At 70.9% G+C, this 12875-nt stretch carries 10 protein-coding genes; 2 read left to right on the forward strand and 8 right to left on the reverse strand.

The features are described 5' to 3' along the window. The first annotated feature begins 2 nt into the window (after window positions 1-2). Window positions 3-1268 (forward strand): MFS transporter, encoded by a 1266-nt coding sequence (locus tag V1227_RS20405; RefSeq protein ID WP_329787196.1) that lies wholly within the window; start codon window positions 3-5, stop codon window positions 1266-1268. Here V1227_RS20405 and V1227_RS20410 read toward each other — a convergent pair. The 7 genes from V1227_RS20410 to V1227_RS20440 form a co-directional block, all read right to left on the reverse strand. Beyond that, a complete protein-coding gene (locus tag V1227_RS20410) occupies window positions 1231-1629 on the reverse strand; it encodes a VOC family protein (RefSeq protein ID WP_090100102.1) in 399 nt (132 codons plus the stop codon). The genes V1227_RS20405 and V1227_RS20410 overlap by 38 nt on opposite strands. Window positions 1630-1638: 9 nt before the next feature. Continuing rightward, window positions 1639-2766, reverse strand: coding sequence for a glutamate 5-kinase (gene proB, locus V1227_RS20415; RefSeq protein WP_329787197.1), 1128 nt, complete (start codon window positions 2764-2766; stop codon window positions 1639-1641). Window positions 2767-2769: 3 nt separating this feature from the next. Continuing rightward, window positions 2770-4221, reverse strand: coding sequence for a GTPase ObgE (gene obgE / locus V1227_RS20420; protein WP_236222969.1), 1452 nt, complete (start codon window positions 4219-4221; stop codon window positions 2770-2772). Between the two features lie 102 nt (window positions 4222-4323). Beyond that, complete coding sequence (gene rpmA / locus V1227_RS20425; RefSeq protein ID WP_329787198.1) at window positions 4324-4581, reverse strand: 50S ribosomal protein L27; 258 nt, start codon at window positions 4579-4581, stop codon at window positions 4324-4326. Window positions 4582-4595: 14 nt separating this feature from the next. Beyond that, window positions 4596-4907: a 50S ribosomal protein L21 gene (gene rplU, locus V1227_RS20430; RefSeq protein WP_065913850.1), complete on the reverse strand. Its 312-nt coding sequence runs from the start codon at window positions 4905-4907 to the stop codon at window positions 4596-4598. A gap of 252 nt (window positions 4908-5159) precedes the next feature. Next, entirely contained in the window at window positions 5160-8255 is a 3096-nt protein-coding gene (locus V1227_RS20435) for a translation initiation factor IF-2 N-terminal domain-containing protein (RefSeq protein ID WP_329787199.1), read from the reverse strand. Window positions 8256-8483: 228 nt separating this feature from the next. After that, window positions 8484-9209, reverse strand: a complete 726-nt coding sequence (locus tag V1227_RS20440) for a TIGR03936 family radical SAM-associated protein (protein WP_329787200.1) — start codon at window positions 9207-9209, stop codon at window positions 8484-8486. Between the two features lie 205 nt (window positions 9210-9414). On the opposite strand from V1227_RS20440, the gene V1227_RS20445 reads away from it, so the two are divergent. Continuing rightward, window positions 9415-10845, forward strand: a complete 1431-nt coding sequence (locus tag V1227_RS20445; RefSeq protein WP_329787201.1) for a S8 family peptidase — start codon at window positions 9415-9417, stop codon at window positions 10843-10845. A gap of 57 nt (window positions 10846-10902) precedes the next feature. Here V1227_RS20445 and V1227_RS20450 read toward each other — a convergent pair whose 3' ends face one another. Next, window positions 10903-12864 carry a TIGR03960 family B12-binding radical SAM protein gene (locus tag V1227_RS20450; protein WP_329787202.1) on the reverse strand — a complete coding sequence of 654 codons (1962 nt, stop codon included), beginning with the start codon at window positions 12862-12864 and terminating at the stop codon, window positions 10903-10905. Between the last annotated feature and the right edge of the window lie 11 nt (window positions 12865-12875).

The following is a 12875-nucleotide window of genomic DNA, read 5'->3' on the forward strand; positions in this document are numbered from 1 at the left end:
GCATGGCGGTTACATCGGAGAAGCACCGACTGCCCGTACGCACGCTCGTCGCGTCCAGCGCCGGCAACGCCGTCGAGTGGTACGACTGGGGCATCTACACGGCGTTCAGCATCTACTTCGCCACCCAGATCTTCCCCTCCGGCAACGAAGCCGCGGCGCTGCTGAGCACGTTCGCCACGTTCGCCCTGGCCTTCTTCTTCCGCCCGCTCGGCGGTTACCTGCTCGGCCGGTTCGCGGACCTCAAGGGCCGCCGCACCGCGATGCTGCTGACGATCGTGCTGATGTCCGGCGGCTCGGTCGTGATCGGCCTGCTGCCCACGTTCGAGCAGGTCGGCTGGCTCTCCCCGGCGCTGCTGGTGCTCGCCCGCATCGCGCAGGGCATGGCGCTCGGCGGTGAGGTGTCGAACGCCTCGGCGTACCTCGCGGAGATCGCGCCCGCCTCCCACCGCGGGCGGTACTCGTCGTTCTTCTACATCTCGACCGGCGCGGCGGTGCTGATCGCGTCGTTGCTCGGGTTCTTCCTGTCGCACAACCTCGACAAGGCCGCGATGGCCTCCTACGGCTGGCGCGTGCCGTTCCTGATCGGCGGCGTGCTCGGGCTGGTCGGGCTGTGGCTGCGGCGCGAACTCGAGGAGACCGAGCAGTTCGAGGACAACAGGGCGAAGGCCGAAAGCCTGCGCAACCCGCTGCTCACGACCGTCAGGGAACACCCGAAGGCCGTCGGGCAGCTCATCGGCATCACGCTGCTGTCGACGCTGAGCTTCTACACGTTCTTCAGCGCGCTGACGCCGTACGCGGTGAAGTCCCGGGGTGCCGACGACATCGACGTGTTCCTGGCGCTGTCTATCGGCACCGTGGTGTTCATCGCGCTGCAGTACCCGCTGGGGTGGACGGCCGACCGCTACGGCCGCAAACCGCAGATGCTCGTCTGGTCCGCGGCGATGGCGTTGCTGGTCGTGCCGCTGTCGACGCTGGTCGGACCCGGCCTCGCGAACCTCGTGGTCGTCTTCGCCGTGGGCCTGGGGCTCTACACGGCGATCACGGCGATCGCGCCCGCGATCATGAGCGAGCTGTTCCCGACCGAACTGCGCGGGCTCGGCATCGGCGCCTGGTACAACCTGACGGTCGCGCTGTTCGGGGGCACGGCACCGCTGGTCATCCAGGCCGTCGGCGGGACGGTGTTCTTCTGGTACGTCGCCGTCGCCGCCGTCATCACGTTCCTGGTGGTGCTCACCCTTCCGGAGACAAGGGGTGTTCCGTTGAGCTGAGGCAGAACTCGTTGCCCTCGGGATCGGCCAGCACGAACCAGACGCCATCACGGCTCACCACGGACGCGCCCAGGGCGACGAGCCGCGCCACCTCGGCCTCGACGTCGTCGCACCACAGGTCGACGTGCACGCGGTTCTTGACCGTCTTCGGCTCCGGCACGCGGTTGAAGAAGAACCGGGGCGACCCGGCGAGCAGCACCGACGGGTCGTCCTCGGGGTCGTCGATCCCCATCGCGCTCAGACGGGCCAGCTCGGCGTCGTCGTACGGCGCCATCTCGTGGTCGTCGAGCGCCTGCGCCCAGAACCGGGCGAGCGACGCGGGATGGGCGCAGTCGATGACGACGTCGTGCATCCGGGCCATGCCCCGACCCTAGCGGTGCAGCGGCACCAAATCATCGGCATGGACGACCTCGCGCCGTTGCTCCTCCGGCAGGTCGTGCGTCTTGCGGCCGATCAACGACGGCAGCTCCGCCGAGTCGTAGCCGGCCACACCGCGGGCCACGACCTCGCCCGCGAGGCTGACCAGCTCGACGACGTCGCCCGCCTCGAAGTCGCCGTCCACGCCCGTGATGCCGGCCGCCAGCAACGACCGGCGCCGGCCGACCACCGCGGCGACCGCGCCGTCGTCGAGGTGCAGGCGGCCGTTCGCGTCCGTGGCGTAGCCGAGCCAGAACCGGCGGGCGGTGAGGCGCGACCCCGTGGCCGCGAACGCCGTGCCGACGTCCGCGGTGGTGAGTGCGCGCCCGGCTTCCGTGGCGCTGGTCAGCAGGACCGGGATGCCCGCGGACGACGCCAGGCGGGCGGCGGCGAGCTTGGACGCCATGCCGCCGGTGCCCAGACCGGACGCGCCCGCGGCACCCGCCTGCACACCGTCCACATCGGACGCTGACGCCACCTCGGAGATGCGGACGGCACCCGGCCTGCGCGGGTCGCCCGAGTAGAGCGCGTCCACGTCGGACAGCAGGAACAACGCGTCCGCGCCGACGAGGTGGGCCACCAGAGCCGCGAGGCGGTCGTTGTCGCCGAAGCGGATCTCTTCGGTGGCAACGGTGTCGTTCTCGTTCACGACCGGAACCGCGCCGAGCGCCAGCAGCCGGTCGAACGTCCGCTGCGCGTTGCGGTAGTGGGCACGCCGCACGACGTCGTCGGCGGTCAGCAGGACCTGGCCGACGGTCAGCGAGTAGCGGCCGAACGAGTTGGCGTACGCGTGCGCCAGCGTGAGCTGCCCGACGCTCGCCGCGGCCTGCTGGGTGGCGAGGTCGCGCGGACGGCGGGAGATCTTCAACGGCGCCAGGCCCGCCGCGATCGCACCGGAGGACACGAGCACGACCTGGCTGCCCGCGGCGCAACGCGCGGCGAGGGCGTCGACCAGCGCGTCGAGACGCGCCGGGTCGAGGCCACCTTCCGCCGTGGTCAGGGAGGACGACCCGACCTTGACCACGATGCGGTGCGCCGAGGCGACCGCCTGCCGAGCTTGTGAGACCACGGGGGCCGTCACGGGTTACTCCTCGTCGAAGTCGTCACCGTAGTCGCCGGGCGCGCGGCGGGCCTTCTTCAGGGCCTTGCGCTCGTGGGCGCCGATGCGGTCGTTGCGCTCGAGGCGGGCGTCCGTGCCACGTCCGGTCATCGTCATCGCGATGCCCGCCGGGGTGGTCGGCTCCCAGTCGAAGATCAGGTCGCCGATGGTGACCTGGCAACCGGGGACGGCGCCCATCTTCACGAGCTTCTCCTCGACGCCCAGCCTGTTCAGGCGGTCCGCGAGGTAACCGACGGCTTCGTCGTTGGAGAAGTCGGTCTGGCGGATCCAGCGCTCGGGGCGTTCGCCCTTCACGATGAAGCCACCCTCGACCGAGGGGTCCTCGGTCACGGTGAAGCCCTGGTCGTCCACGGCGGTCGGCCGCAGCACGATTCGGGTCGACTCCTTCTTCGGCTGGGCGGCGCGGTACTCGCGCACGACCTCGGCCAGCTTGAACGTCAGCTCGCGCAGACCCTGGCGGGAGACCGTCGACACCTCGAAGACCGGCAGGCCGCGGGCCTCGATCTCCGGGCGGACGATGTCGGCGAGGTCCTGGGCGTCCGGGATGTCGACCTTGTTGAGGATCACCACGCGCGGGCGGTCCTCGAAGTTCCCGCCGAGCGCCGGGGTGTACTCCGACAGTTCCCTCTCGAGCGCGTCGATGTCCGCGATCGGGTCGCGGCCCGGCTCGTACGTCGCGCAGTCGACGACGTGCGCGAGAACGGCCGTGCGCTCGATGTGGCGCAGGAAGTCGAGGCCGAGGCCCTTGCCCTGCGACGCACCGGGGATCAGGCCGGGAACGTCCGCCATCGTGAAGATGGTGTCGCCCGCGGTGATCACGCCGAGGTTCGGCACCAGCGTGGTGAACGGGTAGTCGGCGATCTTCGGCTTCGCGGCGGAGAGCACGGAGATCAGCGACGACTTGCCGGCCGACGGGAAGCCGAGCAGGCCGACGTCCGCGACGGACTTGAGCTCCAGCACCAGGTCGCGCGTCTCGCCCGGTTCACCGAGCAGCGCGAAACCGGGGGCCTTGCGAGCCTTGGACGCGAGCGAGGCGTTGCCCAGACCTCCACGGCCACCGGCGGCGGCGATGAGCGTGGTGCCCTCGCCGACCAGGTCGGCCACGATCTCGCCGTCCTCGGTCAGCACGACGGTGCCGTCCGGGACGCGCAGGACCAGGTCCTCGCCGTTCGCGCCGTCGCGGTTCGCACCGGCGCCGGCCTTGCCGCTGGTGGCGGAGGCGTGCGGGCGGAAGTGGAAGTCGAGCAGGGTGTGCACCTGCGAGTCGACCACGAGGACGACGTCGCCGCCCTTGCCCCCGTTGCCGCCGTCCGGGCCGCCGAGCGGCTTGAACTTCTCGCGGTGCACTGAAGCACAACCGTTGCCCCCGTTGCCGGCGGCAGCGTGGATCACCACCCGGTCTACGAAGCGGGCCACGGAACTACTTCCCTTCAAACGTCTTGGACAAGCAGCGAGGGGCGGAGCCGGGTGACCGGTTCCGCCCCTCGCAGAGGTCTGACTACGTCGCGGAGACGGTCCTCAGACCGCGACCGGGACGATGTTGACGGTCTTGCGACCGCGCTTCGTACCGAACTCCACCGCACCCGGCTGCAGGGCGAACAGCGTGTCGTCCTTGCCGATGCCGACGCCGACGCCGGGGTGGAACTTGGTGCCGCGCTGGCGGATCAGGATCTCGCCGGCCTTGACGACCTGACCGCCGAACCGCTTCACACCCAGGTACTGGGGGTTGGAGTCACGGCCGTTGCGGGAACTGGATGCACCCTTTTTGTGTGCCATGAGAAGTCAGGTCCTCACTTACCGGTGATGCCGGTGACCTCGACGCGGGTCAACTTCTGACGGTGACCCTGTCGCTTGTGGTAGCCGGTCTTGTTCTTGAACTTGTGGATGCGAATCTTCGGGCCCTTGGTGTGCTCGACCAGCTTGCCGGTAACCGAGAACTTCGCCAGGGCGTCCGCGTCAGCGGTGACGTCAGTGCCGTCGACCACGAGCAGAGCCTGGAGGGAGATTTCGGTGCCCGGCTCGCCCTCGAGCTTCTCGACCTCGACGATGTCGCCGACAGCGACCTTGTACTGCTTGCCGCCGGTCTTGACGATCGCGTACATCAGGACGGAAGTCTCCTGCTACTCGATGGTGACGGGCCATGCGCCAGCCAATCTGGGAACGGTGTTTCCACCACAGGCACCAGAGGAGGCACACGACAGGACCCGTCGGATGGCGGGCCGTTGCCAAGGTTACGGGAGTGGGTACGCCGGGAGCAAACCGGGGTGCCCGGATCACATTTCCGCAGGCTGAGCCGCCCCCACAACGCAAAACCGGGGCCGCCTCGATGAGGCGGCCCCGGTCTCGCTGCTGCGTCAGTCCTCCTGGACCGGCGGTCCCGCGGGCCGCGACACGGCGCGGCGACGGCGGGTGGTGGTGACCACCGGTGCGGGCATCTGGACCTCGGGCTGCTTGGGCACCTCGACGACGATCGGCGCGGACGCCTCCACCGCGACCGGCGCACCGGCGGCGCGCTTGGCCGCACGGCGCCGCGGACGGGCCGCAGGGGCCTCCACAGCGGCCGCAGGGGCCTCGGCGACGGGTTCGGGTGCGGAGACCGGCTGCGGGGCAGCGGCGGGCTCCTGCGCCTGCTCGGGCTCGGCGACCACGGGGCGCTGGGACCCGATGCGACCCGTCACCGCGGGCCCGGCCTCGGCGACCGGCTGCTGCGCGCCGATGCGACCCGTGGCGACGGGCTGCTCCTGCGCGGGCTCGACGGGGCGCTGGGCACCGATGCGGCCGGTCGCGAGGGGCTTCTCGGCGACCGGTTCCGGGGTGACCGGCTCGACGAGCTCCTCGGCCGTCTCCTCGATCACCACGGGCTCGGTCTCGGACACCACGACCGGCTCGACCTCGACCGGCTCCGGGTCCTCGGCGACCTCGTGCGGAACGGTGCCGTTGAGCGCCTGCTCCTCGGCCACGACCGCGTCGACGGCCGCCTGCGGCTCCTTGTCACGGCCGCGGCGGCGACGCCGGCGACGGCCGTGGCCCTCGTGCTCCTGGTCCGCGGCGACCACGTCCTCGGAGACGTCCTCCGGCTCACCCGGCTCGACGACGACCTCAGCCGGTGCCTCGGGCGCCTCGACCGACGCCTCGACGACCTCGGTGGTCTCGGCCGCCTGCTCGCCGCCGCCCTTGTTGCGGCGCGACTTGCGGCCGCCGCCCTGGGCCTGCTGCTGCTGCTGCTGGCCGCCGCCGTTGCCGCCGCCGTGCGAGTGCACGGGCTCGGTGGACACGACGACGCCGCGGCCGCGGCAGTGCTCGCACGTCTGGCTGAACGCCTCGAGCAGGCCGGTGCCGACCCTCTTGCGGGTCATCTGGACGAGGCCCAGCGAGGTGACCTCGGCGACCTGGTGACGTGTGCGGTCACGGCCGAGGCACTCGGTCAGGCGGCGCAGCACCAGGTCGCGGTTCGACTCGAGCACCATGTCGATGAAGTCGATGACGATGATGCCGCCGATGTCGCGCAACCGGAGCTGGCGGACGATCTCCTCCGCCGACTCCAGGTTGTTGCGGGTGACGGTCTCCTCGAGGTTGCCGCCGGACCCGGTGAACTTGCCGGTGTTGACGTCGATGACCGTCATCGCCTCGGTGCGGTCGATGATCAGGTAGCCGCCCGAGGGCAGCCAGACCTTGCGGTCGAGCGCCTTGAGCAGCTGCTCGTCGATGCGGTACTCGACGAACGCGTCGTTGTTGCCGACGTGCTTCTTCAGGCGGTCCTGCAGGTCCGGCGCCACGTGGCGGACGTACGAGTCGATGACCTCCCACGCCTCGTCGCCCTGGACGACGAGCTGGGCGAAGTCCTCGGTGAACAGGTCGCGGACGACCTTCACCAGCAGGTCCGGCTCTTCGTAGAGCAGCGCCGGCGCCTTGGTGGAGGTGGTCTCGGACTTCTCCTTGATGACCTTCCACTGGGCCTGCAGACGCGTGACGTCGCGGCCGAGCTCCTCCTCGGAGATGCCCTCCGAGGCGGTGCGGATGATCACACCGGCGTCCTCGGGGACAACCCTCTTGAGGATGTCCTTGAGGCGCTTGCGCTCGTTGTCCGGCAGCTTGCGGCTGATGCCCGTGGCACCGCCACCCGGCACGTAGACCAGGAAGCGGCCGGGGAGGCTGATCTGGGTGGTGAGGCGGGCGCCCTTGTGGCCGACCGGGTCCTTGGTGACCTGGACGAGCACCGAGTCGCCGCTGGAGAGCGCCTGCTCGATCTTGCGGGACTTGCCCTCGAGACCGGCGGCGTCCCAGTCGACCTCACCGGCGTACAGCACGGCGTTGCGGCCGCGGCCGATGTCGATGAACGCGGCCTCCATGCTCGGCAGCACGTTCTGCACGCGGCCGAGGTACACGTTGCCGACGATCGAGCCGGAGCCCGACGACGTGACGAAGTGCTCGACCAGCACGCCGTCTTCCAGCACGCCGATCTGGGTGCGGTCGCCGCGCTCGCGGACGACCATCGTGCGGGCCACGGCCTCGCGGCGGGCCAGGAACTCGGCCTCGGTCAGCACCGGGGCGCGGCGGCGGCCGGCCTCGCGGCCGTCGCGGCGGCGCTGGCGCTTGGCCTCGAGGCGCGTGGAGCCGCGGATGCTGCGCACCTCGCTCTGCGCGGCCTCGGAGTCGGCCTTGTCGTCGCGCGCGTCGCGGGACTCGCGGACGTGCACGACCGTGTTCGGCGGGTCGTCCTCGGACGTCACGTCCTCGTCCGCGCCGGTCTTGCGGCGGCGGCGGCGACGGCGGCGGCGGGTCGAGCCCTCGTCGCCCTCGTCCTCGGTCTCAGCGGTGTCCTCGGACTCGGCGGCCTCGGCCGCGTCCTCGGGCTCGTCGGACTCCTCGGAGCCCGCCTCGGCGTCGGTGCCCTTGCCGCGGCCACGGCCACGGCGCCCCCGGCGACGGCGACGGCGGCTGTCGCCCTCGTCGTCACCGTCGGCATCGGCGTCGGTCTCCGCCTCGGCGGCGTCGAGCTCGTCCGCGGCGATCTCGCCGATGGACTTCTCGTCCTCGACCGGCTCCTCCTCGACGACGAACGGCGAGACGGGCGCCTTCGGGCGCTCGACCGGCGTCGGCGGCAGGAAGACCGCGCTCGGCGCGGCGAAGATCGGGGCGAGCGCCGGTGCCTCGAACGCCGGGACCGCGGGGGCCTCGTAGTCCTCGGTGACCTCGCCGGTGACGACGTCGTCCCAGTCGACGAGCGTCTCGGCGACCTTCAGCGCGACGTCGCGGCTGACGCTCGACTGCGCGCTGCGGGCGACCTCACCGAGGTCGGCCAGCGCCGTCATCACGTCCTTGCTGCTGACCGCCAGCAGCTTCGCCAGCGCGTGGACCCGCAGCTTGTCCGGCAGGTCCGCGAGTTCAGGGCGCGCGGCAACGACACCCTGCCCGCCGGTACCACCGGCAGGCTGTTCCTTGTTCGACATGCAGCTCCTCCACCCCCGGGCGCGTCCCGTGAGGACGCGGCCGCGCAGGGGCCTCTCTTGTCTCTCTCCGCCGCTGCTCGCGGCGGGAATCCTTGCCTCGCGCGCAGCGGCGTGGCGCCTCACCGGGCGCACGCTTGCGCAGGTCCCACGACGACGCCGCTGTCAGCGCCGCTCCTCCTAATCGCGCGTCGCGGCGAACGGCAGTTGAGTGGACACTGTCTGCGCTCGTCAGGACTCCTTGTCCTGCTGGAGCGGGTCCACCAGCCTGCCTTCGCCGTCGAGCCGTCCCTGCGCCATCCGGGTTGCTCTCGCAGGTACCGGCGGCACGAGGTCGGCCACGACGCGAAGCGCGTTCAGCACGTCGTCGGGTCGGACGGTAGGCGTTACCTGCCGAACGACCGTCATGAGTATCCCACACGGTTGTGACATTCCGGCGTCATCGTGTCCGGCGTCGCTCGAACGGGGTTCGACCAGCGCCGACACGACGGCGGGCCGCACGTCGAGCATCTTCGTGCCGCTCTTGGTGAGCCGTTCGACCTCCACGGACTCCTCCGCGAGGAAGGCGCTCACCGCCCGCGCGAGCTCTTCCGGCTCCACGCCGTCGAGTTCGATGCGCCACTCGCTCGCGTCGATGCGCTCGGTGAGGTTGCCGCCCCTGGCCTGGACGATGTCGACGACGTCGATGCCGGGTGGCAACGCCTCGTCGAGCGCCGTCCTGAGGGCCACGGGGTCGACCTCCTCGACCACGGACACCTCGACGTACTCCGCCTCGCTGGCGACGCCGGTCGGCGCGGCGCCGACCCACGACACCTTCGGGTGAGGGCTGAACCCCTGCGAGTACGCCATGGGTACGCCTGCGCGGCGCAGCGCACGTTCGAACGTGCGAGCGATGTCGCGGTGCGAGGTGAAACGCAGCCTCCCCCGCTTGGTGTAGCGGAGGCGCAGTTTCTGCACGGCGGCGGCCGACGGGTTGTTGGGCAGGTTGCGGCTCAGTGGTGCTCCCGAGTGGTGTTCCGACGGGTGAGCGGTCCCATCGGCGCAGGCTGTTCGTCCGGTAGGACGGTACCGTGAACCTGATTCAGAACGTTCAGCTTGTCTAGATCGTTGCGCGTGGTTACGGTCCGGCTGACTGGACGCCCTGCCTACCTGGAGGTCCCTGGTGCCTCTGCTCCACCGCGCTCGAGCGGCGGCGTTGACCGCGTTGCTCGCCGCAGGGTGCATGACGGCGTCCCTGCCCGCGGCCGCGCAGCCCTGGGTCTCCCCCGCGACCCCGTCGTGCATCCAGCCTGGTCCACTGCTGCGCTACCTCGTGGTGTTCTCGCAGCTCACGACCCCTGCGGTGGCTGACGCGGAGATCACTGAGGCCTGCGGCACCACGACCGTCTACTACCCCGAGATCTCGGTCGCCGTCGCGACCTCGCCGGACCCGTCGTTCCTCAAGCTGATCGGCCCGCAGCGCGCCTACAGCGCCCAGGGCGAGAGCATCGCCAAGCGGTCGCCGAAGCGGAAGAAGGACGACACGGAGCTCCTGCGGCCGGCCGGGGCGCGCTCCGGCGAGCAATGGGACATGGATCTCATCAAGACCTCCGCCGCCCACGAGATCACCACGGGCGACAAGTCCGTCGTCGTGGGCGTGCTGGACTCCGGCGTCGACCCGCGCCACCCCGACCTGGCCGGCGCACTGGCACCCGAGCTGTCCGCGGGGTGCCTGACCGGCAAGCCCGACCCGTCGCCGTCCGCGTGGGCCCCGACGACGTCCGCCCACGGCACGCACGTGGCCGGCACCATCGCCGCGGCCGACGACGGCCGGGGCGTCACGGGCGTCGCACCGGGCGTGCGCATCGCGTCCGTGAAGGTCGTCGACGACGAGGGCTTCATCTACCCGGAGTACGCGGTGTGCGGCTTCATGTGGGCCGCCTCGCAGAACATGACGATCACGAACAACAGCTACTTCATCGACCCGTACCTGTTCACGTGCCAGAGCGCGCCGGGCCAGCGGGTCATCTACGAGGCCGTGCGCCGGGCCGTCGACTACGCGACCTCGCGCGACGTGCTGACCGTCGCCGCCGCCGGGAACGCCGCGGCGGACCTGTCGAGGCCGGGCCGCGACTCGATGTCCCCGACGAACGGCGACGCCCAGACCAGGCCCGTGGACTCGACCTGCGTGGTGCTGCCGGCGCAGCTCAAGAACGTGGTCGGCGTGTCAGCGGTGGAGTCGACCAAGACGAAGGCCGGGTACAGCTCGTACGGCCTGGGCGCGATCGACGTGACCGCGCCGGGTGGCGACGCGCGCACACCGGCCGGGTGCGTGCTGTCGACCGTGCCGACCGGCTACGACTACTCGTGCGGGACGTCGATGGCGGCCCCGCACGCGGCCGGGGTGGCGGCGCTGATCGCGTCGACGCATCCCGAGGCGGACGCGGTGTCGCTGGGGCGCATGCTGAACGCGCAGGCGGAGACGCTGGCGTGCCCGGCCGACTACGACCTGAACGGCACGGGTGTGCAGGACGCGTTCTGCACCGGCTATTCGGAGTACAACTCGTTCTACGGGCACGGGCTCGTGGACGCGCTGGCCGCGGTCACGAAGTAGGCCCCAAACGAAGCAGGGCCCGCTTTCGCGGGCCCTGCTTCGTGCGACTCGGAGGAGCTACGGCGTGAGCGCCGGGTTCTTCACCGGCGAGCCGACACCGACCGGCGAGATCGGCAGCAGCTTGCGGCCCGTCGGACCGACCTCGATGTCCGTGCCCATCGCCGGGCAGACACCGCAGTCGAAGCACGGCGTCCAGCGGCAGTCGTCCTGCTCGCGCTCGTCGAGCGCGTCCTGCCAGTCGGCCCAGAGCCACTCCTTGTCGAGGCCCGAGTCGAGGTGGTCCCAGGGCAGGACCTCCAGCTCCTCGCGCTCGCGGGTGGTGAACCAGGCGAGGTCGACGCCGAGCGGTTCGAGCTGCTCCGCGGCCTTCGCGGTCCAGCGGTCGTAGCTGAAGTGCTCGCTCCAGCCGTCGAACCGGCCGCCGTCGCGCCACACCGCCTCGATGACCTTGCCGATGCGGCGGTCACCGCGGCTGAGCAGGCCTTCGATGAGGCTCGGCTTGCCGTCGTGGTAGCGCATGCCGATGTTGCGGCCGAGGCTGCGGTCGGCGTTGACGGCCTCGCGGAGCTTGCGCAGCCGGTCGTCGACGACGTCCGGGTCGCACTGCGCGGCCCACTGGAACGGCGTGTGCGGCTTGGGCACGAAACCGCCGATCGAGATGGTGCAGCGGACGTCGTTGCGGCCACTGGCCTGGCGGCCGGCGCGGATGACGTTCTTCGCCATCTCCGCGATCTGCAGGACGTCCTCGTCCTCCTCGGTCGGCAGGCCGCACATGAAGTACAGCTTCACCTGCCGCCAGCCGTTGGAGAACGCGGCCGACACCGTCCTGATGAGGTCTTCTTCGGACACCATCTTGTTGATGACGCGCCGCATCCGCTCGCTGCCGCCCTCGGGCGCGAAGGTGAGGCCCGAGCGCCGCCCGTTGCGGGACAGCTCGTTCGCGAGGTCGATGTTGAACGCGTCGACGCGGGTGCTCGGCAGGCTCAGGCCCGTGTTCGTGCCCTCGTAGCGGTCGGCGAGGCCCTTGGTGATCTCGGCGATCTCGCTGTGGTCGGCGCTCGACAGCGACAGCAGGCCGACCTCCTCGAAGCCGGTCGCCTCCAGGCCCTTCTGGACCATGGCGCCGATGCCCTCGATGGACCGCTCGCGCACCGGGCGGGTGATCATGCCCGCCTGGCAGAAGCGGCAGCCGCGGGTGCAGCCGCGGAAGATCTCGACGCTCATCCGCTCGTGGACGCTCTCGGCGAGCGGCACCAGGGGCTGCTTCGGGTACGGCCACGCGTCCAGGTCCATCGTGGTGCGCTTGAACACGCGGTACGGGACCCGGTCGCGGTTCGGCACGACGCGCTGGATGCGGCCGTCCGGCAGGTACTCCACGTCGTAGAAGCGCGGGATGTACACGCCGCCGGTCTCGGCGAGCCTGGTCAGCACCTCGTCGCGGCCGCCGGGGCAGCCCTCGGCCTTCCACGCGCGGACGATGTCGGTGATCTCGAGGACGGCCTCCTCACCGTCGCCGAGCACCGCCGCGTCCACGAAGTCCGCGATCGGCTCCGGGTTGAACGCCGCGTGCCCACCGGCGACCACGATCGGGTCGTCCTCGGTGCGGTCGGCGGCGTGCAGCGGGATGCCGGCGAGGTCCAGCGCCGTCAGCATGTTCGTGTAGCCCAGCTCCGTCGCGAAGCTGATGCCCATCAGGTCGAACGCCTTCAGCGGGCGGTGCCCGTCGACCGTGAACTGCGGGACGTCGTGCTCGCGCATGAGCTTCTCGAGGTCCGGCCACACGGCGTACGTGCGCTCGGCGAGCACGTCCGGCAGCTCGTTGAGGATCTCGTAGAGGATCATCACGCCCTGGTTGGGCAGGCCGACCTCGTACGCGTCGGGGTACATCAAAGCCCAGCGCACGGACGCCGCGTCCCAGTCCTTGACGGTCGCGTTGAGCTCCCCGCCGACGTACTGCACCGGCTTGGAGATCCGCGGCAGCAGAGGCTCCAACCTGGGGAAAACAGACTCGACACTCACGCGACCAGAGT

Origin of the sequence: Lentzea sp. DG1S-22 (assembly GCF_036321065.1) — a bacterium.
In the GTDB taxonomy this organism is placed as follows: Bacteria; Actinomycetota; Actinomycetes; order Mycobacteriales; family Pseudonocardiaceae; genus Lentzea; species Lentzea jiangxiensis.

Bases quoted from the DNA above. Each gene is read 5' to 3' on its own strand.
- V1227_RS20405 (WP_329787196.1), top strand. From the start codon at position 3: ATGGCGGTTACATCGGAGAAGCACCGACTGCCCGTACGCACGCTCGTC.
- V1227_RS20410 (WP_090100102.1), bottom strand. From the start codon at position 1,629: ATGGCCCGGATGCACGACGTCGTCATCGACTGCGCCCATCCCGCGTCG.
- rpmA (WP_329787198.1), bottom strand. From the start codon at position 4,581: ATGGCACACAAAAAGGGTGCATCCAGTTCCCGCAACGGCCGTGACTCC.
- rplU (WP_065913850.1), bottom strand. From the start codon at position 4,907: ATGTACGCGATCGTCAAGACCGGCGGCAAGCAGTACAAGGTCGCTGTC.
- V1227_RS20435 (WP_329787199.1), bottom strand. From the start codon at position 8,255: ATGTCGAACAAGGAACAGCCTGCCGGTGGTACCGGCGGGCAGGGTGTC.